The following is a 26258-nucleotide window of genomic DNA, read 5'->3' on the forward strand; positions in this document are numbered from 1 at the left end:
TTTTAGAAAACACTCGGCGCATTGAGCCGTTAGTTTAGACACACTATCCAATTCTAAACTTTTAAAAGTACAAGCGCCGTCCCGATTTTATATGAGTGATTTTTTAAAGGATATTAAGCAAGCACTAAACAACAGATTTAATTTACAGGAAGATAAAGCCGACGAGCATGAGATCATAGCATCACTGCGTAAAAATGTAGATTTCAGAGGAGCAAACTTGTGGGCATTGGTATTCGCCATACTTATAGCATCCATCGGCCTTAATGTAAATTCGACAGCCATTATTACCGGTGCTATGTTGATATCGCCATTAATGGGCCCGGTTATGGGGATAGGCCTTGGTATTGGAATTAATGATTTGGCCCTGGTTAAACGCGGTGCTAAAAACCTTTTGGTGGCCACCGTTATAAGTATTTTTACATCGTACGTTTATTTTTTAGTGACCCCGCTGCATGAGGTACAGTCGGAGCTGTTGGCGCGCACATCTCCGTCCATCTGGGATGTATTTATTGCTTTTTTTGGTGGGCTTGTGGGTATGGTTGCCGCATCGCGCAAAGAGAAGAACAATGTTATACCAGGCGTTGCCATAGCTACCGCTTTAATGCCGCCATTGTGTACAGCAGGTTTTGGCCTGGCTATGGGCAATTGGTACTTTGTACTAGGTGCGTTTTATTTATACTTCATCAACAGCGTATTTATATCGATAGCCACATTTATGATGGCGCGGTATCTTAAGCTACAACGCACGCGTTTTGACGATGCCCGCGTTCAGAAGAAAGTAACCACCTACTTAATTATAGTTAGCCTGATTACCATTTTGCCAAGTATTTACATGGCATACCGCATTGTAAACAGAAGCATATTTGAAAGCAATGCACGTAAATACATCGATGAGCAATTTCATTTTGATAATACGCAGGTAGTGTCAAAAGCCTTCAACTATAGCCGGAAAGGTAACAGCATCGATTTATTACTCATTGGCTCGCCGCTTGAAAGTAGGCAGATAGATTCATTAAAGAAAAATCTTGACAATTATAATCTTACGGGTGTTGGGCTAAACATTCGCCAGGGGCTAAATGCCAAGCAGCAGCTGGACCTTTCGCAAATAAAGGCAAGTATATTGGAGGATGTGTTTAGCAGGCAGGCATCAGCAGATACCGTGAAAAAAACAGCCATTGTTAAACCCCGGGCAGATAGCAATGTGCTGGCCGAGATTAAGATTTTATTTCCTGCCGTACAATCTTTCGGTGTTACAAAGATGGGAATTCACCGTGCCGACACAAACTTGGTGGATACCCAACGGGTTGCCTTTGCACGATTTAAAACACCACTACCAAAAAATGATGAGGCCAAGCTGCGTAACTGGCTGCAAAAGCGTTATCAAAGCCCTGATTTAAAATTGGTAACACAATAAAAAAAGTCCCTCTGCAAAAACAGAGGGACTTTTTTTATTAGTAAATACTACGTTGCTTATTTGCCCAACGCGTCGGGCTGGAAATCGAGCGAAACCGAATTCATGCAATAGCGTTTGTGCGTAGGCGGCGGGCCGTCGTCAAAAATATGGCCCAAATGTGAGTCGCAACGGGCGCAAAGCACCTCAGTGCGTTCCATGCCGTATGAATTGTCTTCTTTGTATTTCACGCTGTTTTTTTGCGAAGGCTCAAAAAAGCTTGGCCAGCCGCAATCGCTCGCAAACTTAGCTGTAGACCGGAATAGCTTATTGCCGCAAACGGCGCAATAGTAAGTGCCTTTGGCATTTTTGTTCCAATATTGCCCCGTAAAAGCGCGCTCGGTGGCCTGCTCCCGGGCGGTTGCATAAAGTGCCGGCGGCAATATTTTTTTCCACTCGGCATTGCTTACATTCAGGTGTTTCGTATCGGTATTAGAGTAGTACGGGTTGTTTTTATGAGCGCCCGCGTTCTTAATGTTTTGAGCGCTCAAGCTGCTACCTAATCCCAATACAAGGGCTACTGCAATTATGGCTTTTCTCATTATTTGTTAAGCTTATTTTTAAATACTTTCTTAAACTTCTCCAGCTCGGGCTGTATCACATATTTGCAATACGGTTGGTTGCCATTAAGGGCATAGTAGTTTTGATGATAGCCTTCGGCTTTGTAAAATATTTTATAAGGCGAAACCTGCGTTACAATCTTGTTTTTGTAAGCTTTTTCGGCATTTAGCTTCGATATGTAATAGTCGGCCTTTTGTTTTTGGGCGGCGTTATGGTAAAAAATTGCCGAGCGGTACTGCGTGCCTACATCATTACCCTGGCGGTTAAGCTGGGTTGGGTCATGCGCTACAAAAAATGCTTCAAGTAGTTCATCGTATGATATCACAGCCGGATCATACACAATATTACATGCTTCTGCATGGCCGGTATTGCCTGTGCAAACCTGTTCGTAACTTGGGTTGGCAACTTTGCCGCCCGTAAAGCCCGATGTTACAGACTTTACACCACGTAACGCTTTAAACTTAGCCTCGGTACACCAAAAGCAACCGGTAGCAAAGGTTGCGGTATCAAGCCCTTTATATGTAGGTGCGGATATGCCTTTCGCAAAGGATGCAATCTCTGAAATGATCAGGAAAGCAATTAATATTGTTCTTCTCTTCATTACACATACATACGAAGTAAACGGCCGCAGGGTATACAATAAATTAATTTTGATAACCGGCTGACAATTAATGCCTGAAAAGTAGTGTAATAACTATAACCCGGCACCGGTGGTTTTGGTCATGAGCTTTTTGCGGATGGTGTATGCACCGTAAACAAACATCAGCACTATAAAAATATAGATCCAAAACGGCAAGTTACGGCCAACAATCAGCAGGTATAAGTAAGGAATACTAAAACTTACAGATGCCAGCAAAAGCTGCAAGGTGATAGGCCTTTTTAAGCTGAAACGCCTTGCTGCCCAACCCAAAAAACAAACCATGCTTACCTTACTTACAAGGTAAAGGCTGCCAAGTAACAGTGGGTCAACCTGGTGTTTTTCGCCCAGTGCTATTACATAGTCTTTAAATTGTGTAAGGAATTCGTTCATTTATAATAATGCAAGGTATGATTAATAAACGTAGGTAGATTGTAAATCAATACAAAGCACAAAATTTTTAACGATGGTTATTTACGTTTACTGTTTAAATATCCTCGCAAAGGTTTGTCATAAAGTTTCATTACCAGCCAGGCGAAAAGCGGTAAAACAATCAGGCCGCCAATAATAATGCCTGTTAAATGCAAGGTATCAGGCTTGTGAGCAGTATAGTAGCCAGCAAACATCCATATAACGGCATAATGTGTCATGTAAAGCGGGTACGATAGTTCGCCCAGAAAAACGCAAAGCTTTTGCATGCCGTTTAGTAATGTTGTGCCTGCGCCTAAAGCCACAATTAGCGGGAAGTAAATCATCACAACCAGCGGCTCAGTTAGCCAGTTGCATTTGCCAAAGGGCATCAAAAACGCCAGCATTAATAATGCTGCTACGCCTAAAAAGCCAAGTTTGTTTTTAATGATCAAATTGCTGCGGTATACGAGCATACCTGCGGTGAACGAGTAAAATATCCGCACGCCACCATCCCAAAAAGTATCGCCGTTCCAGCCGCCCATGAGGTTGTCGGCCCGCAAGGCCACCCAACTAATAAGTAAGGCAGCAATACCGAGCAGTGCCCAAAGCCATTTACGCGCAAGCTTGTATAAAACTATTGCATACAATATATTGAATACATACTCCCAAAAAAGTGACCACGCTGGAGCATTAAGTCCGAATAGATTAAACACCCGCTCGGGCATATTGGGTACCGGTATCATCAGCAACGAGCAAATAATCACGATGGCCAATTTACCTGCGCTGTAAGCTTGTGCCCCATCAGTAAAAGGGTCGAACATAAACGCCAGCAGACCCAGCACCGTACCGAGTATAACAAGCGGGTGCAGGCGTATCAACCGGAATTTAAAAAATTCCCAGGTGCTTATTTTTTCGATGCGACCATCGTATGCGTAAGCTATCACAAAACCCGAAAGGCAGAAAAAGAAATCAACCGCCAAGAACCCGTGCGCTATAAAATCCTTGCTGTAATCGGTATAAGCCACCTCCATAAAGTGGAATGTTACCACTGCTAAAGCTGCAATTCCGCGTAAGCCGTCAAGGATCTCGAAATGCTGCCTGGTTTTTAGGAATGCCGGATTTACTTTTTCCATATAAGCTTTTAAGGTAGATGGGGTGAGGTAAAAATAGCATTTAAAACATGCTGGCTGCAATTGGGCGTTAGTAAGACTTTGATTATTTGTCAAAAAAATTAAAATGTTAAAGCTTTACAATCGTCATTACAGTCATGAAAGTAATAATAACAGGTGTAACCGGCCTTGTGGGCGAAGGTGTATTAATGACCTGTCTGCAACATCCGGAAATTGAAGAGGTATTGATAGTTGGTCGTAAACATTACGAGATTGACCACCCGAAGATAAAGGAGATACTTGTTCCCGGCTTTTTTGATATTGGCGGTATAGCCGAGCAAATGAAGGGTTATAATGCCTGTTTCTTTTGTGCAGGCATAAGTTCGGCAGGGATGAGCGAAGCCGATTACTATCATATAACGTATGAGCTAACCATGCACTTCGCAAAGACGCTTTTGATGGTTAACCCGGGTGCTACTTTTTGTTTCATATCCGGTGCGCATACCGATAGCACCGAGAAAGGCCGCTTCATGTGGGCGCGAGTTAAAGGCAAAACCGAAAATGCGCTTGCCCGCTTACCTTTTAAACAAACCTACATGTTTAGGCCCGGGCTAATGAAGCCGACCGCAGGCCAGCGTAATATACGCGGCTACTATAAAGCAATAGCATTTTTATACCCGCTGCTTAAGTATATATTCCCGGCAATCACCCTTCAGGAGCTTGGGCTATCTATGGTAAACGCTGTGGCTAAAGGCTACCCTAAGCACATTTTAGAAATTGCTGATATTAAAAAGCTGGCTGCAAGTTAATATGGCTCATTCTGCAGCACATAAAAAATCACTTTTCTACGGATTTTGAATCCGATAGCTTCATAAACATTAATAGCACGTGCATTATCTTCCCTCACGTGCAAGTAGGGCGTATTACCGCTTGCAAGCATTCTATTAACCTGGTGTATAAGTATAGCACGGGCATAGCCGCGGCCAAGGTAATCAGGATGGGTGCAAACGGCACTTACTTCGGTAAAATTTCCGGCATGCAACCGCTGACCTGCCATGGCAACCAGCTTATCGCCATCAAATACACCGCAGTAATGCCCAAACTCTATAGTGCGTTGTGCAAACGGGCCCGGGTTGGTAAGCTTGGTTAGCGCTACCATCTGTGATATGTGTTCGGTGGTTAGGTTAACCACGTTCGCGTTGCTCGTTGCTATTGTATTTTCGTTATCATAGACCATTTGCACACCCGGAATTATTTTAAGGCATTCTCAATTAGCAGGAACGGACATATCCTCCAGGCTCAGGTATAGCACAACCCGGCCTGGCGACGTTAAGTTATGCAGTTCGGCAAAGTTAGAAGCCATTGCGTCGTCGTCAGTGTTTTTGAAAGCCGCATAAGGCGAAACATCGGCATCAAAAAACTTAACAATACCCGATCCTTGGGCAAGCTTGCTGTTGCCGGTGGTAAGCGCACCCCATGCCGGGTTATCTAAAATTAGATTTGATTCCATTGCAGCCGCAAGATAGCCATAAGCCATAAGTGCAATGTTACTGGCCGGTCAAATATATTGGTATGCTTAAAGCTTATTTTTATACAGGATGAACAACAGCCTCGTTACAAATGGCTTACGCAAAATAGCTATAATTTCGACACCCGTATTAAGTAATACTTAATTGCCGCTAATTAATATGTAAGCTTTGTTCGTTTGCTTACATAATGCCCAAATTATAATCCTTCCCTTAGGCTTTGCCGTATATTTATCAATTATCATTTTGCATTGAAAACCCTTACCGAGCTTCACGAGAAAACAACCCAGTGTGGAATAAATTGTGCAAAGATGCACGCCGCCGCAAACGCAAAAGCCAGCCTCGGCAGCCAAATCACGGAGTTTTTTACAAACATACTTAACACAGATGCCTGGCCCCCAAGGTGGCATTGTGGTACCTGGAGCGATTTTCATGGGTGGCTGTACATTGTATCAGATCTTGGCATATGGGCATCATACTTTGCTATCCCCCTTTTGCTGCTTACGTTGGTGCGCAAACGCAAGGATCTCCCCTTTCATAAAATTTTTTTACTTTTTGTATCATTCATATTGCTATGCGGCATTACGCACCTTATGGATGCCATTATATTTTGGTGGCCGGCATACAGGCTTAGTGCCTTACTGCGCTTCATAACCGCCGTGGTATCGGGTTTTACGGTTTATGCGCTGTACCGTATTATCCCGATGGCATTTAATCTGCGCACAATTAGCGACCTGGAAGATGAGATGCAGAAAAGGCGCGTGGTTGAATATAAGCTTGCCGCAAGTGAATTTTTGCTTTCTGAAGCGGGCCGCATTGGTTGTGTAGGCGGCTGGGAATTTGATCTGGTCTCAAAGCAACGAACCTGGTCAAAAGCGGTTTATGACATATTCGAGCTGCCTTATGATTATGATATTAACACGTTGAACTTTGAAAACTACGTGCAACCCGAATATGTTGAAAAGATAAACAAGGTTTTACATGACGCTATTGAGCATGGCACACGTTGGGATCATGAAGTGTTGGGCATAACATATAAAAAGAATCTGAAATGGGTAAGGGTTACCGGCGAAACACTTTTTGATGAAAATGGAAAAGCCATTAAGCTGCGCGGCATTTATATGGATATTGACAAGTATAAACTAACCGAACTTGCCCTTAATCAGTCTCTTGACATTACTACCCAAAACAACCAGCAACTTAAAAACTTTGCACATATCCTGTCTCACAACATACGCAATCACGCCAGCAATATGGCACTGATATCGTCATTGGTTGATATTGATAATCTAGATGAAGTAAACGCCGAATACTTTGATAAGATGCGCACGGTTTGTACAGCATTAAATACCACATTGGAGGATCTGTCGCAAGCTATCAAGATTAAAAATAGTATCATCGACTCGGAAGAAATTGACCTGAATGATATGGTTCAAAAGATAGAGGAGGTTTTTGAGTCGGATATGGATCAGCACAAGGCACAAATTAAAAAAGACTTTCAGGTAGTACACGTGACCTTCCCGCGTATTTATTTGGAAAGTATTTTACTAAATCTTGTATCAAACGCTATAAAATATCGTAAGTATGATACGCCATTAATTGTGGAGCTTAAAACATTCAAAAACGCCGAGGGACGTACGGTTTTAACCTGTAATGATAACGGAATGGGTATTGACCTTAACCTGCACGGACAAAAAATATTTGGTCTGTATAAAACCTTTCATGACCGTAAAGATGCGCATGGAGTGGGTTTATTTTTAATAAAATCGCAGGTTGAATCACAAAATGGCCAAATAGATGTTGAAAGTACACCCGGAGAGGGCACAACCTTTAAAATAACGTTTTAATGAAAAAGATCAGTATAGCCTGTGTGGTTGATGATGATGAGATTTATACCTTTTCGGTAAAAAGGATAATTGCAAAGGCTGACATAGCTGAGAAAACAATTTTTTTCCATAACGGAAAAGCCGCGCTTGATTATCTCGTTGCCAATATGCGTAATGAGGACGAACTGCCTGACCTTATATTGCTTGACCTGAACATGCCCGTTTTAGATGGATGGCAATTTTTAGATGAGTTTGCAAGACTTGCTCCGGCGTTTAGTAAAAAAATTACCACTTATATAGTAAGTTCATCTATTGACGAAGATGATTACGAGCGCGCAAAACACATTGAGCTTGTAAGCGATTTTATCGTTAAGCCCCTTACTGTGCACAATTTACATGATATACTTACAAACATCCACACAGCTTAATAAATTTTACTACTTATAGTAAACAATTATCAAAAGATTTAAGATGATAATTGTGCTGTGATTGGCTATTTGCGGGCGGCTGTCATCTTATACATATTGTCTACTAGCTCGTCGTAACGGGCGGCAACTTTAGCAGCGGTTTGCTCGGGGTTTAATTTATAGTCCATGCCGTTATCGTGCATGTATTGTTTTAAATCGTGCTTTTTGTCTGCAAAAGCGCCTAACAAAGCGTTTTCATTATTCACGCTAAAGTATTTGCCTTTATTTTGAACGTAAATATTCGTTTTGGCTTTAAAAGATGAGGCGTCGTTTGTGTTAGCGGCTTGCATTTCTTTGCTGAATTTTACCAGCACCTGGCTTTTGCCATGATATAGCTCATTGTAAAAACCTGCGTTGAAATCTTTAGCGGCTTCCATATAAATAAAGTGGCGTGACTGCAAATCAAAGCTTTGAACGCGCTCGTTAACAAGGCTGATGTTTTTGTTACTGCGTGGAGGTGTTACAACAACCACGTCTTTATAAGTATCATACATCAACGGAACTTCGGTATAAACAAAGCCATCATACTGTATGGTGCCTTTCACAAAGGTTGATGCATCATCAAGGTTGGCACTGCCTTTAATAGTATTGTCGTAAGCTTCGTATTGCGGGCCGGTGTATAACCGTGATTGATCGTTAACCGATTCGTAAAAGCTATTAACAACATTTTCGAGCTGAACAGGATTTTGAGCAGGAGCTGTTTGCGCCTCAGCAACATATATAACGGCTATAAAAAGAGTGGTAAAAGCTACCACGTTTTTAGCAAGTGATCTCATGAACTTAAGTTTATAATTGGTGTATTGAAGGTACCAACTTAAAACTGTGTAGCAAGTACTTAGCTCACTTTTGCGATTTTACAGGCTGTTATCCGTTAATCTTTAAAAAAATCATACATAATGGTTAAACCTTTTGCAAAAACGATGTTCTAACCAGGAATAAATAGAAGTCGGCCCCTGACTTTTGCAGTATTTTTTTTCGTATAGAGCCAATTTTTCGTCGTTTTAGGACTATTGTAATTATTAAACAGTTAAATTTATTTCTTTATATCACCTAAAACCATATTTACCAATGATCTTTAAATCCTCACTTGTTGTCTGCGCTATTCTTTCAGCGTCGGCTTATGTATCATTCGCACAAACCGCTTCCCGGTCGCCGTATATATTCCCCGAGTTTGTAACTGGAAGAGTGCTACAAAAAGGTGGTGCTTCGGTACAAGCTTCACTCAACTATAACCTTACAACGCAGGAAATGATGTTTATGAACAACGGGCAGCGGTTGGTGCTTGACCAGGCACCCAACATTGACACCATATATGTAAACAATCGCAAATTTGTGCCCGTAAAAGAAAACTACTTTGAGAAATTAACAGATGGGCCCGTTCCTCTTTATGTGCAAAGGAAAGGTGCGATAGTATCCGCTGCAAGCGCCGCAATGAAAAATGTTGGCGGGGTTATAGGTGGTAATGAAGGCCGGAAAAAGGCTTCACAGCAAAAACTTAGAGCATACTATGAAATTAAATTACCGGATGATTATGCTTTGGCAAGTGAAAATATCTACTGGTTGAAGAAGGACAAAGATTTTGCACCTGCAAATGATCTCAAAAAAATCATAAAGCTTTTTCCTGAGAAAGAAAATGATATAAATGTATTTGTAAAGGAAAACAAGATCAATTTTTCAAACGAAGCAGATTTGATAGCATTGGTGAATTATTGTAACAAGTAATCAACTTATTACAAATGCTATAAATAGAAAAGGCTCGGTCTCGCACCGGGCCTTTTCTCTAACTAACTATTAACTGATCTAACTATTAAAGTACTATAACGCAATTAGTGCCTTCTATCGTATCTCGCTTCTTTTCTATCGCGTTTTAATTCTTTACGATCGTCGCGTATTTCTTTCCTGTTGTTACGCATTTCCTGACGATTACGCACTGCCTGCCTGTGTTGGGCCTGTGCCCTCCAGTGGTTGGCATAACGTGCATCACGGCTGTCTCTTATAATTGCCTGCCCGGTGCGGCCACGGTAATTTGCGTATTTTGTTCTGTAGACATCGTTACGTGTCCAAGGATTACGTTCGTTCACAACTACTTTGTAGCCATTGTAAACATTGTAGTTACTATACCTGCTTGGCAAACTGGCCCTGCGTACCCACGTGTTGTTTTCTAAAAAGATGTACTGATGATTAGGCACATCATAATAAGAGTCGATATCTGGCATGTAATAATAATCGGCATGATCATAACCTACAGGCCCCCACTCGGGTTGGCTACCAATGTTTACACTTAAGCTTATTTGCGCATCAGCCTGTTTAACTATTAAAAGGCTAAAAAATATGGCGGTTGTTAAAAATATCTTTTTCATAACTATCGTGTTTTGTAAGTATGACAATAACCATCCTCCAATGTTTAATCATCGTGCACTATCCTATCATAGTTGTTACATTTAAGCTAACAAAAAAGGCGAAACAGTTAAATACTGCTCCGCCTTTTTGCTGTTTTATGTGATCAAAGATTAATCTTCGTCCTTATCATTTTTTTTGGCGGCCATGGCCAGCATGGGTTTACCAATAGTTTTAAATGTGCCCTCTCCCTTAAGTATTGATGCCAGCTGAGCTTTATTTTGCATGGTTTTAACTGCCTCATCCAATTCTTTATCATATTTAAAGTTGGCTTCGTAGCGGCCTTTCTCATAAAAATAGCGTGATGCTATTTCATTTTCCAATACCTGCTTTATCTCCTCCTTGTGCACCTGCAAATCATTCTTCTTGCTTGCAGCTAACTTGTTTTTTAAGGCATCGTACTCGGCCTGTATCTCGTTAAATTGCTTTTCGCGGGTGGCCTCCGTTTTCATGCTGTTCAGCATCTTTTCGGTAACGGTGCTGTAGGCGTAATTTTTATCAGCAAGGTATTTTACAAAGTCGTTGTATTCGGCGTCGGTAAGATTCAGCGAGCGGGCATCAGCCAGTTTAGGGTGGCTGTTACGATACTTGGTAGCGTAATCAAATATCAAAAGCTTGTTTACCAGTGTCGAAGTGATGTTTGCAAAGCGTTCCTGTTTTACAAAAATGTCCGGGTATATGCCGCTACCATCGTAAACAGACCGGCCATTTTTAGTTTTAAACTCATGGATAAGCGAATCGGCAACCTTTATAACGCTGCCATCATCCTTACGATGTGCATAATCAAGCGCCTGCACGCACCGGCCCGATGGAACATAGTACTTAGCAACCGTAACTTTAACCAAGCTATTATACGGCAAGTTAAAGGTTTGCTGCACCAGGCCTTTACCATAGCTTCGCTGGCCTATAATAATTGCCCTGTCCAGATCCTGCAAGGCTCCTGCCACAATCTCCGACGCTGAAGCCGAGCGGCTGTTAACCAATACCACAAGCGGCAGGTTAGGCTCCATGGGTGCGCTTACCGTACTGTAAGTAAAATTTTTTTCCTTTATCTTCCCTTTTTGGGATACCACAAGCACATCTTTGGCAACAAACAGGTTTACTATTTTAACTGCTTCCTGCAAAATGCCGCCACCGTTTGAGCGAAGATCAAGGATTATACCGTTGGGGTTGTTCTTTTTAATAGCAACCAAGGCATTGGTTACTTCATCGGCCGAGTTTTCCAGAAACTTGTTGAGTTTGATGTAGCCCATGTTGCCATCAACCATTCCCGAATAAACTACGTTGGGTTGCTTAATTTCGTCACGGATCAGGTTTTTCTCAACAGGCGCCTCATTATCACGCTTAAGCAGCAGCTTTATAGCAGCCCCTTTCGAGCCTTTAAGTAAAGCACTTACCTGATCGCTGGTTTTACCGGCAAGGTCAATGTCATTGATCTTTACCAATTGATCGCCCTGACGAATGTCGGCGCGTTGAGCCGGGAAGCCTGTAAATATATCAGAGATGTATACTTTGCCGTCGCGGGCAAAAATGCTTGCACCAATGCCGCCGTATTGGGTACTTACATAGTGCAGTTTATACTCTTCAATTTCAGATTCGGGTACAAACTCGGTATAGGGGTCGAGCCCTTCAAGCATGGCATCAACGCCGGTTTTTACCATTTTGGCCGAGTTAATATCATCTACATAGTTGATATGCACCTCTTTATATACCGAAGAAAAAACATCAAGGTTTTTTGATATCTGGAAAAGGTCGTCATTAAAACCAAATGCAGTTACTGCCAGTGCAATTGTACCAGCAATAATAGCCGGGCGTTTGTAGCTGCGTTTATTCGTTTTTTCCATCTGTCAACATCCTTATTCGCTGTAAACTATAAATATACAAAAGCACAGCCCTTTTGTATAATCAATAACTGTTTTTACAGGCGGTTATTATCAATGTTTACCAATGCTTTTTTAAGGGTAAACACAACATAGGCGCGGTCGCGGTTAACCAGCTCCATTAACCTGTTTATCAGGCTTTCTTCCTGGCCCTGGGTGTATTGCAATTCCTCGTCGGTAAGGTGGTTGTATTTGCGCTGAACTTTAATTTTTACGCGTTTCCAATCCTTATCGCTGATAGTTATCTCTGCCATAGATCAAATATATTTCAGCAAAAATATAAAAAATACAGCTCGCCTGCGTTTAATGTGCTGACGCTGTTAAACTTTTAACACATACCTATATTCAAAGGTTTGTAACAGAAGCAAACTCGCGTTTATTTGTTGCATTAAAAACAACACATTGTTTAACCCTACTGAAAACACAATTTATGAAAAAGTTTTTCTTAAGCATTGCCATTGTAGCAATGGCAGTTATTGGCGCTAAGGCGCAATCGTTAGGCGTAAAAGCCGGTATCAATTTCTCAAAGATCAATGCTGATAATGTAGGCGAATCGAGCGTTACAGGTTACCAGGCCGGTTTGTTTGCCCGTTTTGGCCACAGCCTTTACCTGCAGCCCGAGCTTTACGTGGGTAGCAGCGGTGGTAAGTTTGATTTTCAAAACAATAACGGTACCGTGACAACCAACGGCAAAGTCACGTTCACTACCCTAAACCTGCCGTTACTGGTTGGTAAAGGCTGGGGTGGCGATAACCTTAATTTCAGAGTGATGGCAGGCCCGGTATATAGCTACGTAATGGACAAAAATCAAAACTTTGCCGATAACGTGAGCAGTGCTTACCAGGACTTTGGCGATTATAAGAAAAGTACGCTTGGTTTCCAGGCGGGTGCCGGTATTGATGTTGGTCATATTACAGCCGATTTTCGTTACGAGGGCGGACTGACCAAGATTAATCAGAATTTTGGCCAGCGCCAAAACTTATGGGCACTGAGTGTAGGCTTTAAATTCTTTTAATTGTTAAAATACAAATAAGTCATGCCGATGCATGTCGGCATCTCACGGATACTTAAACTATGAGATGCTGAAAGAATTTCAGTATGACCAATAACAAACAAAAGCGGCTGCTCACTAAGGCAGCCGCTTTTGTTTGTGTTAATTGATAAGCTTAATTGGCTTTAAAGCCATACTTTTCGCTGTAGCGTTTGTATAGTTGCTTATGCAAGTTGTCCAGGTCAATGTTGCGGCCCTGTATGTAGGCGTTCTCTACACCCAGGGTGATCATATCTAATGCATCACCTTTAGATATAAAAAGGTTAGCATCTTTACCTACCTCAAGTGTGCCTGTAGTTTTATCGATACCTAAAATTTTAGCGTTGTTAAGCGTGATCATGCTCAAGGCTTGCTCTTTGGTTAGCCCGTAGCCAACCGCCTGGCCCGCCTCGAAAGGCAGGTTGCGCTGACGCCAGAAACCAATGCCTGTTAAACCATAAAGCACACCCGCATCCTGCAGCATTCTTGGTAATTTATAAGGCAGATAAACATCGTCTTCGTCTTTATCCGGCAGGGTTTGGGTTTCGCGGATAATAACGGGCACATTATTTTGTTTCAAAACATCGGTAACCAGGTAAGATTCTACCCCGCCGACTATAACCACTTGTACGCCCCATTTTTTGCCGAAGTTAATAGCCTGTATAATCTCTTTAGCGTTATTGGCGTTTACAAACAGCTTTTTGCTGCCGTTAAACAAACCCTTCATGGCATCGAAGCGAAGGTTTTTGACAGATGGCTTGCCAATTTCGGCGTAGGCTTTCGCCTGTCCGAAAAGGTCTTCAAGCGCATCTATTTCCTTTTGCGTACGCTCTGCCGGAGACATACCACCAGGTGCCGGTGCACGGCGAAAGCTCGGGCGGTTGTATGGCCAGTTAAGGTGGATGGCAACATCTGTTTTATATGCTGCGTCTTCCCAATTCCAGCCGTCAAGCATCATTACTGATGATTGCCCACTTATTACCCCGCCATCCGGAGTGGCCTGGGCCAATAAAACTCCGTTTGATCGTACTGTAGGAATAACTTTAGAGTCGGTATTATAAGCGATCAATGCGCGTACGTGCGGATTAAGCTCGCCGGTTTCGCTATCGTCAACACTGGCTTTTACTGCCTCAAACTCTACCAACCCCAGGTTGGTAACCGGGCAAATGAAACCCGGGTAAAGTTGCTTACCGGCAGCATCAATTACGTCTGCACCTGCCGTGTTTGGAGCGGCACCTTCGCCAACTGCGGTAATTTTACCTTTATCAAATGCAATGTAGCCGTTGTTGTAAACTGTGCCGTTGCCCACGTGAATAGTGGCGCCGGTAATAATTACAGGCTTTGATTGCGGCTTGGCAGGCATAATATTGGCCTGGCCAAATGCAATAGCAGCGCTTGCCATGAGGGCTGCCGTTATACTGAATATTTTATTTGTCATGATGGTTGTGATAATTATTTGGTGCCAATGGTTTGGAATCCGTTGTAAGCGTCGGCTACGGTAAAGGCAGCTTCCTCAAGGCTCTCGCACTCGTACAGGCGACGCCTGCGCGGGGTGGCTGTTTGTGTAGCTGCACCTTTATTTTTAGCCGATAACATTTTTTGGATCAAGCGGCCTTCGTCTGCTTTTAAAGCTTTGCGCTTTTCGGCATCTTTCTCGATATCCCAATAAGGCACACCATCAACATATGTCTTTTCGGCCACGGCATAAATTGATAATGGCTTGGCCGACCATACCACGATGTCGGCATCTTTACCGGCTTTTAAACTGCCAACCTTGTTATCAATGTGCAGCATTTTGGCGGGGTTAAGGGTAACCAGCTTCAAAGCATCTTCCTCGGTTAGGTTACCGTAGGTCATGGCTTTACCGGCTTCCTGGTTCAGGCGTCGGGCCATCTCCGCATCATCAGAGTTAAAGCCGGTTATAACACCAACTTCGTGCATTAGCTTGCCGTTGTATGGGATAGCCTCAGCCACCTCCATTTTGTATGCCCACCAATCGCTAAAGGTTGAGCCGGCAATATTGCGGGCCTTCATCTTATCAGCTACTTTGTAACCCTCTAATATGTGCGTAAAGGTATTGATCTTGAAGCCCATCGAGTCGGCCACATGCATCAGCATGTTGATTTCCGACTGTACATAAGAGTGGCAAGTGATAAAGCGTTTGTTATCCAATATCTCTACCAAAGCATCCAGCTCCAGGTCGCGGCGGGTGGTGCTGCCTTTAACAGCCCGGGCTGCTTTGTATTCTTTAGCACGGGTAAAGGCATCTTTGTAAACCTGTTCAACACCCATACGTGTTTGCGGGAAACGCAGGTTTGGCGTACCCGGTACCACACCCCAGTTGGTTTGTTTTACGTTTTCGCCAAGCGCGAATTTGATAAACCCGTCAGATCCGGCAAATTTCATTTGCTCGGGCATAGCGCCCCAACGCAATTTAATAAGCTGCGTTTGGCCCCCAATAGCATTGGCAGATCCATGCAGCAGGTGCGATGTGGTTACACCACCCGCCAACTGGCGATAGATGTTAATATCCTCAGGATCTAAAACATCAGCAATACGAACTTCTGAAGTTACAGATTGCGTACCCTCGTTTACACCGCTTTGTATGGCAATGTGCGAGTGCTCGTCAACAATACCTGCGGTAATGTGCTTGCCTGTGGCATCAACTACCTTAGCACCGCCTGCAGACAGGTTTTTACCTACAGCTTTTATTTTACCGCCCTCAATCAATACATCAGCACCTGTTAACACACCTTCTTTTTCGTTGGTCCAAACGGTAGCGTTTTTGAAAAGAACGGTTTCCTGTTTTGGTACTTCGGCATTGCCATACGCTGTGAACGGATAAATTACCCGGCCCGTTGTAGGTTTTGGTTTAGACGTTGTGTCGCGTTTTGTTTCAGCAGGAGCTGGGGCTGTTTGTGTAGCAGTCCAGCCAATGCTGTTACCATCGGCTAAAACACCGCTGCCCTTTAAGGTAAGGGGCGATACAGAAGCGATGTATCCGTTAAGGCGTACAGTACCTGATGGTTTGTTTTTAAGGTCGAAATAAAGGTTAAGCAAATCGCCGGTGCGTACAATAGTGCCTTTGGTTTTAAGGCTGTCTGCCCCTGTGCGCTCAATATTAGCCTCGTATGAGCCGGGCTTGCCGGTAATTTTTAAAATGGTATTATTAAAGGTTTCGCCGGTTAGCGCATACGTACCGCGCAGGTCGGTAATATCTTTTTTGCTTACTACATACTGCCGGCCTTCAACCCAATTCTCGTAAATGATGTTTTCGGGCTTAAATAACTCGTCGGAAGTGATCAGCAGGTTGGCCAGTTTGCCTTTGGTAAGTGTACCTACCTTATCACTAACGCCTAAAATTTCGGCAGGGGTTTGGGTAAGTGCGCGCAGGGCTTGTGCAGGAGTTAAGCCGTTATCAATGGCGGTGCGCAGATTGGTCCAAAAGTCGGTTGGTTTTGCAAGGCCGAATGAAGTAATTGCAAACCTCACGCCTGCTTTAGCTAATACAGCCGGATTGCTTGGTGCCATTTCCCAGCTCTTCATCTGGTCGTAGCTAATGTTACGGGCATCAAACGGGTTTTCGATATCGAAAGCTTCCGGGAAATTTAGGGGAATGATCAGCGTAGCGTTTAAGGCTTTTACAGCGTCGACACGCTTAAATTCCAGGCCATCTGTTTTGTAAATATATTGCTTGCCAAACTCTTTAGCTATTTTATCAGCACGCAATATGCTGTAAACATCGCTTGCCTCAAAAATCTGCGGGTATGCTTGTGTGCGGTTAAACTCGGCAAGAGAAATATTGTACTCCTCCTTTTGCCCTTTATACCATTCAGCATCGTAATAAGTCTGGCGCAGTAAGGCAATGCTTCCCATTAATGATGACGGGTAGTTTGTAGCAGCCGTGCCTTTGCTAAAAGAGTAATTTGCAGCTGCCTGGTCACTTAGTAACACTTTATTATCCGCCTCATCTGCCAGTGTAACAACCACAGATGTGCCACGGGCAATACCATCATGAATGAGTGATTGCACTGTAGTAAACCCATTCTTTTTAAATTCTTCGGCTTTGGCAGCATCAACATGAAATACTTCTTTGGCGTTCATCTCCGGGCGGATGGCCTCGTTCCAGCCATAAGCCCCGCGCTTGGCCGATACAAAAGACGGCTCGTTGGGATTGCGTTTAGGGGTAAAGTTTTGGCGGGATGACTCAGGGATACCGTAAGTGGTATAAGCATCTATCAAACCAGGGTAAATGTATTTGCCCTTCAGGTCAACAACCACGTAACCTTTGGGTACGCTTACACCAGTACCAACGGCTTCAATAACGCGGTCTTTAATCAGCAGGGTGCCGCCTTTAATGGTTTGGTCGGCGCTGGTTACAATGTTTGCATTGGTAAATGCGTAAAGGCCGGGTCGCACATCCCAGGCGCCATTTACAGGATAGGTGTCCTGTGCATGGCCGGGCCGGAATACGAACACGGACAAACAAATAAGTAATAGTTTTTTCATCAGTCAGTTAATTTGCTTTAAATATATGAACAATCGCATAAAATTGGCCCGCATCACGGTACTGGCATATGTTTGTTACATTTTCTGCCCTCGGCATATTATCAGTATATTCGTAGCAAAAAATCAATCGTAATGACTGCTTATCAATTCTTTCTTTACTTCCACTCGGGTTTCAGGTATATTGTAATGGTGCTTGTATTGCTGGCCATACTTGGTGCTTTAGCGGGCTGGCTGGGTAAAAAACCATATACAGATGGTAGCCGCAAGCTTAACTTGTTTGCCATGATATCTGCCCACACCCAATTTTTGCTGGGCATTATATTATACTTTTTAAGCCCGTTTGTAGTGTTTGCAAAAGCCACCATGAAAGATGCAACATCACGCTATTGGACGGTTGAGCATATTGCCATGATGTTGTTTGCCATTGTATTGATAACAATAGGTCACAGCAAATCAAAGAAAGCAACTTTGCCTGAAGCTAAGCACCGCTCAATTGCTGTGTTTTATATTTTAGCGCTGATTGTCATTGCGGTAGCGATTATACAAAGCCAAAGGCCCTTCTTTGGAATGAGCCATTAAAATAAAAGTTGAAAAAATTTGGTAATTCAAAATTCTTTATAAATTTGTTGCCACGTTATGAAAAAAACTATCTACAATAACCTTTGGTGGCACCGTGCAAAACATGGCAGCCGGATAGAATTTTGGAAATAACTAACTAATCAAATGTAAACCTAAATTGGAAACCCGGCGAACGCTCAATTCGCCGGGTTTTTTATTTAATGGATTTTTATAAAATGACTACTTACAAAATTACAACCACACATAAAAAGTTACTTGCCGATACCACCACGCCGGTGAGCATATACCTGCGCCTAAGGGACGTTTTCCCGAACTCGCTCCTGTTGGAAAGCTCCGACTACCACAGCCGCGAAAACAGCATGAGTTATGTTTGCTGCGCACCTTTTAGCGGGCTTATACTTGACGAGCGCACGCTAACTAAAACGTTTCCTGATGGCAGCGTTGAAGTGAGCCAGCCCGATAGCTTTGATATTACGCAAGAGATAAACAATTTTTTGGGCAGGTTTGAAGCCGACAGCACGCCGTCGAAGATTATATCAAACGGTTTATTCGGTTATTTTACGCATGAAGCTGTTGAGTATTTTGAAACCATTAAATTAAAGGAAAGCGACGATACCAGCCGGAAGATTCCGGTAATGCAGTATCATATGTACCGTTATATTATTGCGGTAGATCATTTCAAGAACGAACTTTATATTTTCCATAACCAGGTAGATGGGCAGGCCGAAACAAACGGCTTGGATAAGATAGCCGACCTGATCAAGAACAAAAACTTTCCGGAGTATAGCTTTAACAGCGTAGATGCTGAAAAATCTAACCTAACCGATGACGAATTTATTGCCATTGTTGAGAAGATGAAACAGCACATCTACCGTGGCGATGTTTTCCAGATTGTGCCTTCCCGAGCTTTTTCGAGGCATTTTTTAGGCGATGAATTTAACGTTTACCGTGCCTTGCGTTCTGTTAACCCGTCGCCATATCTGTTCTATTTCGACTTTGGGGATTTCAGGATCTTCGGTTCATCGCCCGAAGCGCAGATTACCGTTAAAAATGATATTGCAAGCATATTCCCTATCGCCGGAACCTTTAAGCGCAGCGGCGATGATGAGAAAGATGCAGAGATAGCCCGTGCATTGGAGAATGACCCTAAGGAGTCGGCAGAGCACGTGATGCTGGTTGACCTTGCCCGTAACGACCTGAGCCGCCATTGCGAACAGGTAAACGTAAAGGCTTTTAAAGAGGTGCAATACTACTCGCACCTTATACACCTGGTATCGCACGTAACGGGTAAATTAAAACCTGGTGCAACGTCATTTAAAATTGTTGCAGACACTTTCCCGGCAGGTACGCTGAGCGGTGCGCCCAAGTACCGTGCGATGGAAATTATTGATGAGAACGAAAAAAGCAAACGCAGTTTTTACAGCGGTGCAATAGGTTTCCTTGGCTTTAATGGCGATTTTAACCATGCCATCATGATCCGGTCGTTCCTAAGTAAGAATAATACATTGCATTACCAGGCTGGTGCTGGAATTGTAGCCGGATCTGTAGCAGAAAGCGAACTTAAAGAAGTAGATAATAAAATAGCAGCCCTGCGCCGGGCAATTGAACTGGCAGAGGAATTGTAGAAGCCCCCTAACCCCCTGAAGGGGGAACAGAATTATAAACAAGTTAGATATTTCCTAACAGGATTAATTATATATAATGACTAATAGCATTTCAAAAAACTCCCCCTCCAGGGGGCAGGGGGGCGTAAGCATCCTCATTATAGACAATTACGATTCATTTACGTACAACCTGGTACACTTGGTTAATGAACTTGGACTGGAGTGCGACGTATGGCGTAATGACAAATTTGAGTTAGCCGATGTTGATAAATACAGTCATATTATCCTTTCGCCGGGACCGGGTATCCCATCGGAAGCCGGCTTGCTTTTGGATGTGATAAAAATTTATGCGCCTACAAAAAGCATGTTTGGCGTATGCCTTGGTCAGCAGGCCATTGCCGAGGTGTTTGGCGGCAAGCTTTATAACCTGCCGCAGCCTATGCACGGTATAGCTACACCGATAAAGGTTACAGACGGCAGCGAACAACTGTTTGAGGGACTGCCGGATACTTTTAAAGTTGGGCGTTATCACTCATGGGTGGTTGAAAAAGATTTGCCCCAGGAGTTGGAAATTACCGCTATCGACGAGCAGGATGGCTCGGTTATGGCTTTGAGGCATAAACAATATAATGTTCGCGGTGTACAGTTTCACCCGGAATCTGTTTTGACCGAATACGGTAAGGAAATGCTGCAGAACTGGTTGAAAGGGTAGCCCCCAGCCCCCTGAAGGGGAGATTAAAATATATAATAATTGTCATCCTGAACGCAGTAAAGGATCTATTTGCGAATATATACTTTGCTATCACTCAGCATGACATAACACTTTGAACACATGACCATACTTGATAAAATAGTTGCTCAAAAGAAAATAGAGGTTGCCAATGATAAGGCCATAATTCCTGTAGAAGTGCTGCAGGCTTCGCCGCTTTTTCAGCGTGACACATACTCTTTTAAAGACTTTTTGCTGGCACCGGAACGTACCGGCATCATAGCCGAGTATAAAAGGCGGTCGCCATCAAAAGGTATCATCAATGATAAGGTAAGCGTTGAAGATGTAACACAAGGATACGCGGCTGCAGGTGCATCTGCCTGCTCGGTATTAACAGATCCTGATTTTTTTATGGGTGATAAGATCGACGTAACCAATGCCCGCAAGGCGGTTAAAATACCCGTGTTACGCAAGGATTTCATGATAGATGAATACCAGGTGATTGAAGCCAAAGCCATCGGTGCGGACATCATTCTGCTGATAGCTGCTATACTTACACCTGCTGAAATAAAAAATCTTGCAGGGATTGCAAAAAGCCTCGGCTTAAATGTGTTGCTCGAGGTGCATAATCTGGAAGAGCTCGAGCGTAGCATCGATCCTAACCTTGATGCCATAGGGGTAAACAACCGCAACCTGGCCGATTTTACAGTATCTGTAGAAAACTCTTACAAACTGGTTGACCACATTCCTAACGAGTTCATGAAGATATCGGAAAGTGCTATAAGCGATACCGATACTATAAATAATCTAAAGGCAGCAGGCTTTAACGGGTTCCTGATAGGCGAAAACTTTATGAAACAGGCTGATCCGGGCGCGGCAATGCATGAGTTTGTAAAGGGTTTAAAATAGCCTTATATTTGCATCAATGTAATTCTACTTCCTCCACTCAACACAAAAAATTTAGTGTAAAAATGGTGCCAACTGTTTAATGCGATTAATGCATTTTGCCGGTTCTGATGTGCGCCCGTGTTTGTCAAATTTTAAGCGACAACCAAAATGTAATATTTATTAAAATTTATCTGAACAAGCAGATAAGTAGCGAGTTGTATATTAAGGCAGCATTATGGCTACCTTTATGTGTTAATGATTAATCATTATAAATGAAACAGAAATTTTATGATACTGCTGTGAAGCAGGAACGAGCTGTGCTTGTTGGTGTGATTACACCCGACGAAACCGAAGCACAGGAAAAAGAATATTTAGAAGAACTTGAGTTTTTAGTAACCACTGCCGGCGGCAAAACGGTGAAGCATTTTACCCAAAAGCTGCAAAGGCCCGAGCGTGCCACGTTTGTTGGTACCGGTAAACTGGAAGAAATAAGAGACTATGTAAAAGCAGAAGAAATTGATATTGTAGTTTTTGACGATGAGCTATCGCCATCGCAGTTGCGTAATATCGAGAACGAGTTGCAGGTTAAGATATTGGACCGGAGTAACCTTATCCTTGATATTTTTGCCGGGCGTGCACAAACGGCCCAGGCCAAAACACAGGTAGAACTTGCCCAGTTGCAATACCTGCTACCACGATTAACCCGCTTATGGACCCACCTTGAGCGCCAAAAAGGTGGTATTGGTATGCGCGGACCGGGTGAGTCGCAGATTGAAACGGATAGGCGATTGATTTTAAACAAGATCTCCTTACTGAAAGAGCGCCTGAAACTGATTGACCGCCAAAACGAAACGCAGCGCAAAAATCGCCAGCAAATGATACGGGTAGCATTGGTGGGTTACACCAACGTAGGTAAATCAACCATTATGAACATGCTGTCCAAGTCCGACATACTGGCCGAGAACAAGCTGTTTGCAACGCTTGATACTACCGTGCGTAAAGTGGTTATTGAGAATGTACCCTTCCTGCTTTCGGATACTGTTGGCTTCATCCGCAAACTACCTCACCATTTGGTAGAGTGTTTTAAATCGACATTGGATGAAGTGCGCGAAGCTGATATTTTGGTACATGTGGTTGACGTTTCACACCCAAGTTTTGAAGACCAGATACGTACCGTTAATGAAACATTGAAAGAACTTGGCGCACGCGATAAGCTAATGATAACCGTTTTTAACAAAATGGATGCCTTTGTGCCCGAGCAGCACCATGTAGATGTTACCGAAGGCCCGCTTACCCTCGATGATTTTAAACAGAGCTGGATGGCCAAAAACAACAGCCCTGCTATTTTCATATCAGCTACCAAAAAGGAAAATGTGGATGAATTCAGGAATATGCTTTACGGCTACATCAAGGATATGCATGTAGACAGGTATCCTTACGATAACCTGTTGTATTAGTATTTAACCTTTTAAATATTCAAGCGCGTATCAAGGAATTAGACCGTCCGGATACGCGCTTTTTTTATTGAGCTAAATAAATTACCAACACCTTCCCAATCAACATTTGCCTGCTTTATGCAGATTGATAACTTTGCAACATGCCAGCCATGCAAAATATTAAGGTAGCTGTTGATGCAGTTGTTTTTGGGTACAACTCCAAAGATGGGCTGCAGGTGCTGCTTATTAAACGCAAAGTAGCCCCATTTAAGGATAGCTGGGCCTTACCCGGCGGTCTGGTTGGCGATGATGAGTCGCTTGAGGATGCCATCCAGCGGGAACTAAAAGAGGAAACAGGTGTCAATATAAACTACCTTGAACAGCTATACAGCTTTGGCAAACCAAACCGCGATCCGCGCAACCGCGTTATATCCATTACCTACTATGGCTTGGTAAGGCCCGATGAGTTTGAGATTAAGGCTGATACAGATGCAGCCGAGGTTGCCTGGTTCAACTCCAAAAAACTGCCGCAATTAGCGTTTGACCACCGGGAGATTTTAACCGCCGCACATGAGCGCTTAAAGGGGAAAATACTATATCAACCAATCGGCTTTGAACTGCTTGAGAAGAAATTCCCATTCTCCGACCTCGAGAAATTGTACATGGCAGTGCTCGACCGCGCCATTGACAGGCGTAACTTTAAAAAGAAAGTACTTAAGTACGGGTTTTTAGAGCAAACTACCGAGAAACAAGCGCATGATGGGGCTGGCCGTCCGGGTAACCTGTTCAGCTTTGATGTGGACAAGTATTACCAGCTGCAAAAACAAGGCATCAACTTCGAGATATAAAAAAGCAAAAAATAATTTGCGTAATAAAACGAATATTTATATTTGCGTATAATTAACGCAAATGGTCATGAAAACAGCAGTTATTATTGCCCGCTTCCAAACACCCTACCTGCACCAAGGGCATAAGCAATTGATTGAAACAGTTAAGGCGCAGCACTCAAACCTTGTTGTTTTACTGGGCGTGAGCCCGGTAATGGGTAGCCGCAAAAACCCGTATGATTATTATACGCGCGAAAAGATGATTAAAAAGGAATACCCCGATGTTGTGGTGCTGCCGGTAAGCGATCATCCGAGCGACAGGGTATGGTCCGAAAATATCGATGCTCTGCTCAAAAGCATTATGCCCGGCGGGGAGTTTTGTTTGTTTGGCAGCCGCGACAGCTTTATTCCGTACTACTCCGGCAGGTTTGAAACCGTTGAACTGCCCGAACATGGCGATTACAACGCTACCGAATTGCGCAGGCAATATGCTGATAAGGTTTTCGACTCGAACGACTTTAGGGCCGGCATCTTATATGCCTACTATAACCAGTACACCAAGGTTTACCCCACGGTTGATGTTGCCGTTTTCAGAAATAACAAAACCGAAATACTGTTGGGCAAAAAGGCAAACAGCAACACCTGGCGTTTTATTGGCGGCTTTGCCGACTCTGATGACCACAGCTACGAAGCCGCGGCACAACGGGAGCTGGCCGAGGAAAGCGGGCTTACCGAAACTACAACAATGGTGTATGAATCATCGCGCAGGGTAAACGACTGGCGGTATCGCAAGGAGGCCGATAAGATCATTACCATGCTGTTTAGCTGCGATTATATCAATGGTACACCTGCCCCGCAGGATGATATCATAGGCCTTGAATGGTTCCCGCTTACTGCTGTATTGGATATGATTGCCAACGGTAGCATAAACCCCGAACATGCCGATATGCTGAAAGCACTTACAAATAAATACCTTAAACTTGCTTAACATGAAACGCGAAAACTTGATCCTGTTAGCTGATGCTTACAAATACGCTCATCATAAGTTTTACTATCCCGGTACTACGCAAATTTACAGCTACCTGGAAAGCCGTGGCGGCATGTTTAATGAAACCATATTTTTTGGCTTGCAATATTTTTTAAAGGAATACCTGCAGGGCCCCGCTTTTACACAGGTTGATTTAGATGAAGCCGATGAGTTTCTGTTAGAGGTTTTCGGTCGTAACGATGTGTTCGACAGGACTAAGTTTCTGTATATATTAGATAAATACAACGGGCATTTACCTGTTAAGATAAAAGCTGTTGCCGAAGGTACCGCTGTGCCGACCGGTAACGTATTGCTCACCATCGAAAACACCGACCCCGAGTGTTACTGGCTCACCAATTTCTTGGAAACCCTGCTAATGCAGGTTTGGTACCCCTGTACCGTTGCAACCCTAAGTAACCAGGTGCGTAAGGTTGTTACCCGTTACTACGCCGAAACTGCAACCGACGGTGCCGAAGCAGGGATTGATTTTGTGTTAAATGACTTTGGCTTTCGGGGCGTAAGTAGTGTGGAGAGCGCCAAGATTGGCGGTGCGGCTCATTTAGTAAACTTCAGCGGGAGCGATAACCTTGCAGGCAGCGGCATGACAATAAAATATTACGGTGCCCAAAAGGTTTATGGCCTCAGCATCCCGGCTACCGAGCACAGCATCTGCACGTTGCTGGGCCGTGAGGGCGAGTTGGAGGTATTTCGCCATGTGTTGCGCAGCTTCCCTACCGGCACTATCGCCTGCGTAAGCGACAGCTACAACATATTTAAAGCCTGCAGCGAGTATTGGGGCACCGAGCTTAAAGATGAAATTTTAAAGCGCGATGGTACACTGGTTGTCCGTCCGGATAGTGGCGACCCAATACGGACGTTGCTGGAAATATTCAGGATTTTGTTTGACAAGTTTGGCTTTACCACCAATGCAAAGGGCTACAAAGTGCTGCCGCCGCAAATAAGGGTAATACAGGGCGATGGCGTAAACTACACCGAAATTGGCAGGATATACGCTGCTTTAAAGGCCGATGGCATAAGTGCCGAAAACCTGGTACTGGGTATGGGTGGTGCCTTGCTGCAAAAGGTTGATCGTGATACGCAAAAGTTTGCCCTTAAATGCAGCAGCGCCGTTATTAACGGTAAAGAAGTAGCGGTAGAAAAGAGCCCTACAGAAATGGATGCCCAAGGCAACATTACCCAAAGCTTTAAAAAGAGCAAAGGCGGCAGGTTAAAGCTCATTAAAACAGATGGTGCATATAAAACCGTAAAGCAAACAGAATACCCAGACGTAGCCGATGAATTACACACCGTTTTCGAAAATGGCGAACTGCTAAATACCATTACATTTGAACAGGTAAGGGCCAACGCCGCACTATCATTATAAC

At 43.5% G+C, this 26258-nt stretch carries 26 protein-coding genes; 14 read left to right on the forward strand and 12 right to left on the reverse strand.

Annotated features, from left to right (window positions below):
* Positions 1-91: 91 nt before the first annotated feature.
* Entirely contained in the window at positions 92-1414 is a 1323-nt protein-coding gene (locus FPZ43_RS08655; protein ID WP_146381467.1) for a TIGR00341 family protein, read from the forward strand.
* 56 nt (positions 1415-1470) lie between these two features.
* Here FPZ43_RS08655 and msrB read toward each other — a convergent pair whose 3' ends face one another.
* The 4 genes from msrB to FPZ43_RS08675 form a co-directional block, all read right to left on the reverse strand.
* A complete protein-coding gene (gene msrB, locus FPZ43_RS08660; RefSeq protein ID WP_146381468.1) occupies positions 1471-1992 on the reverse strand; it encodes a peptide-methionine (R)-S-oxide reductase MsrB in 522 nt (173 codons plus the stop codon).
* A complete protein-coding gene (msrA, locus tag FPZ43_RS08665; protein ID WP_146381469.1) occupies positions 1992-2612 on the reverse strand; it encodes a peptide-methionine (S)-S-oxide reductase MsrA in 621 nt (206 codons plus the stop codon). Before msrA ends, msrB begins: the two co-directional genes overlap by 1 nt.
* Before the next feature lie 93 nt (positions 2613-2705).
* Positions 2706-3041, reverse strand: coding sequence for a hypothetical protein (locus FPZ43_RS08670; RefSeq protein ID WP_146381470.1), 336 nt, complete (start codon positions 3039-3041; stop codon positions 2706-2708).
* Positions 3042-3118: 77 nt separating this feature from the next.
* Positions 3119-4192 carry an acyltransferase family protein gene (locus FPZ43_RS08675; protein WP_146381471.1) on the reverse strand — a complete coding sequence of 358 codons (1074 nt, stop codon included), beginning with the start codon at positions 4190-4192 and terminating at the stop codon, positions 3119-3121.
* Positions 4193-4326: 134 nt separating this feature from the next.
* Between FPZ43_RS08675 and FPZ43_RS08680 the strand changes: the two genes are divergently transcribed.
* Positions 4327-4977, forward strand: coding sequence for a Rossmann-fold NAD(P)-binding domain-containing protein (locus FPZ43_RS08680; RefSeq protein WP_146381472.1), 651 nt, complete (start codon positions 4327-4329; stop codon positions 4975-4977).
* Here the strand turns inward: FPZ43_RS08680 and FPZ43_RS08685 are convergent.
* Complete coding sequence (locus tag FPZ43_RS08685) at positions 4974-5405, reverse strand: GNAT family N-acetyltransferase (RefSeq protein WP_146381473.1); 432 nt, start codon at positions 5403-5405, stop codon at positions 4974-4976. The two genes, FPZ43_RS08680 and FPZ43_RS08685, sit on opposite strands and share 4 nt — an antisense overlap.
* A gap of 30 nt (positions 5406-5435) precedes the next feature.
* On the reverse strand, positions 5436-5678 hold the full coding sequence (locus FPZ43_RS08690) for a hypothetical protein (RefSeq protein ID WP_146381474.1): 243 nt from the start codon (positions 5676-5678) through the stop codon (positions 5436-5438).
* 267 nt (positions 5679-5945) lie between these two features.
* On the opposite strand from FPZ43_RS08690, the gene FPZ43_RS08695 reads away from it, so the two are divergent.
* Entirely contained in the window at positions 5946-7541 is a 1596-nt protein-coding gene (locus FPZ43_RS08695; RefSeq protein WP_146381475.1) for a sensor histidine kinase, read from the forward strand.
* Entirely contained in the window at positions 7541-7948 is a 408-nt protein-coding gene (locus tag FPZ43_RS08700; protein WP_146381476.1) for a response regulator, read from the forward strand. The genes FPZ43_RS08695 and FPZ43_RS08700 overlap by 1 nt, the downstream gene beginning before the upstream one ends.
* Positions 7949-8013: 65 nt before the next feature.
* Here FPZ43_RS08700 and FPZ43_RS08705 read toward each other — a convergent pair whose 3' ends face one another.
* Complete coding sequence (locus FPZ43_RS08705) at positions 8014-8763, reverse strand: hypothetical protein (RefSeq protein WP_146381477.1); 750 nt, start codon at positions 8761-8763, stop codon at positions 8014-8016.
* 292 nt (positions 8764-9055) lie between these two features.
* Here FPZ43_RS08705 and FPZ43_RS08710 point away from each other — a divergent pair, with 292 nt between their 5' ends.
* Entirely contained in the window at positions 9056-9709 is a 654-nt protein-coding gene (locus FPZ43_RS08710; RefSeq protein WP_146381478.1) for a hypothetical protein, read from the forward strand.
* Positions 9710-9813: 104 nt separating this feature from the next.
* Here FPZ43_RS08710 and FPZ43_RS08715 read toward each other — a convergent pair whose 3' ends face one another.
* The 3 genes from FPZ43_RS08715 to FPZ43_RS08725 all read right to left on the reverse strand — a co-directional run bounded on the left by FPZ43_RS08715 (position 9814) and on the right by FPZ43_RS08725 (position 12518).
* Complete coding sequence (locus tag FPZ43_RS08715) at positions 9814-10347, reverse strand: hypothetical protein (RefSeq protein WP_146381479.1); 534 nt, start codon at positions 10345-10347, stop codon at positions 9814-9816.
* 150 nt (positions 10348-10497) lie between these two features.
* Positions 10498-12228, reverse strand: coding sequence for a S41 family peptidase (locus tag FPZ43_RS08720; protein ID WP_146381480.1), 1731 nt, complete (start codon positions 12226-12228; stop codon positions 10498-10500).
* 74 nt (positions 12229-12302) lie between these two features.
* Positions 12303-12518 carry a hypothetical protein gene (locus FPZ43_RS08725; protein ID WP_146381481.1) on the reverse strand — a complete coding sequence of 72 codons (216 nt, stop codon included), beginning with the start codon at positions 12516-12518 and terminating at the stop codon, positions 12303-12305.
* Positions 12519-12694: 176 nt separating this feature from the next.
* On the opposite strand from FPZ43_RS08725, the gene FPZ43_RS08730 reads away from it, so the two are divergent.
* Entirely contained in the window at positions 12695-13279 is a 585-nt protein-coding gene (locus FPZ43_RS08730; protein ID WP_146381482.1) for a porin family protein, read from the forward strand.
* 151 nt (positions 13280-13430) lie between these two features.
* Here FPZ43_RS08730 and FPZ43_RS08735 read toward each other — a convergent pair whose 3' ends face one another.
* Both FPZ43_RS08735 and FPZ43_RS08740 read right to left on the reverse strand, forming a co-directional pair.
* On the reverse strand, positions 13431-14732 hold the full coding sequence (locus tag FPZ43_RS08735) for an amidohydrolase family protein (RefSeq protein ID WP_146381483.1): 1302 nt from the start codon (positions 14730-14732) through the stop codon (positions 13431-13433).
* A gap of 14 nt (positions 14733-14746) precedes the next feature.
* Positions 14747-17803, reverse strand: a complete 3057-nt coding sequence (locus tag FPZ43_RS08740) for an amidohydrolase family protein (RefSeq protein WP_146381484.1) — start codon at positions 17801-17803, stop codon at positions 14747-14749.
* A 132-nt stretch (positions 17804-17935) separates the two neighbouring features.
* Between FPZ43_RS08740 and FPZ43_RS08745 the strand changes: the two genes are divergently transcribed.
* The 8 genes from FPZ43_RS08745 to FPZ43_RS08780 all read left to right on the forward strand — a co-directional run bounded on the left by FPZ43_RS08745 (position 17936) and on the right by FPZ43_RS08780 (position 26257).
* Positions 17936-18382 carry a cytochrome B gene (locus tag FPZ43_RS08745; protein WP_146381485.1) on the forward strand — a complete coding sequence of 149 codons (447 nt, stop codon included), beginning with the start codon at positions 17936-17938 and terminating at the stop codon, positions 18380-18382.
* 215 nt (positions 18383-18597) lie between these two features.
* A complete protein-coding gene (locus tag FPZ43_RS08750; protein WP_146381651.1) occupies positions 18598-20007 on the forward strand; it encodes an anthranilate synthase component I family protein in 1410 nt (469 codons plus the stop codon).
* Between the two features lie 76 nt (positions 20008-20083).
* Entirely contained in the window at positions 20084-20698 is a 615-nt protein-coding gene (locus FPZ43_RS08755; protein ID WP_146381486.1) for an anthranilate synthase component II, read from the forward strand.
* Positions 20699-20818: 120 nt separating this feature from the next.
* The gene (trpC, locus tag FPZ43_RS08760) at positions 20819-21604 is read left to right on the forward strand and encodes an indole-3-glycerol phosphate synthase TrpC (protein ID WP_146381487.1); all 786 of its coding nucleotides are present in this window, start codon (positions 20819-20821) and stop codon (positions 21602-21604) included.
* Positions 21605-21855: 251 nt separating this feature from the next.
* On the forward strand, positions 21856-23040 hold the full coding sequence (hflX, locus tag FPZ43_RS08765) for a GTPase HflX (RefSeq protein WP_146381488.1): 1185 nt from the start codon (positions 21856-21858) through the stop codon (positions 23038-23040).
* 149 nt (positions 23041-23189) lie between these two features.
* Positions 23190-23867, forward strand: a complete 678-nt coding sequence (locus FPZ43_RS08770; RefSeq protein ID WP_146381489.1) for an NUDIX hydrolase — start codon at positions 23190-23192, stop codon at positions 23865-23867.
* Between the two features lie 67 nt (positions 23868-23934).
* Positions 23935-24834 (forward strand): NUDIX domain-containing protein, encoded by a 900-nt coding sequence (locus FPZ43_RS08775; RefSeq protein ID WP_146381490.1) that lies wholly within the window; start codon positions 23935-23937, stop codon positions 24832-24834.
* Between the two features lies 1 nt (position 24835).
* A complete protein-coding gene (locus FPZ43_RS08780) occupies positions 24836-26257 on the forward strand; it encodes a nicotinate phosphoribosyltransferase (protein ID WP_146381491.1) in 1422 nt (473 codons plus the stop codon).
* The last annotated feature ends 1 nt before the right edge of the window (position 26258 follow it).

Origin of the sequence: Mucilaginibacter pallidiroseus (assembly GCF_007846085.1) — a bacterium.
In the GTDB taxonomy this organism is placed as follows: Bacteria; Bacteroidota; Bacteroidia; order Sphingobacteriales; family Sphingobacteriaceae; genus Mucilaginibacter; species Mucilaginibacter pallidiroseus.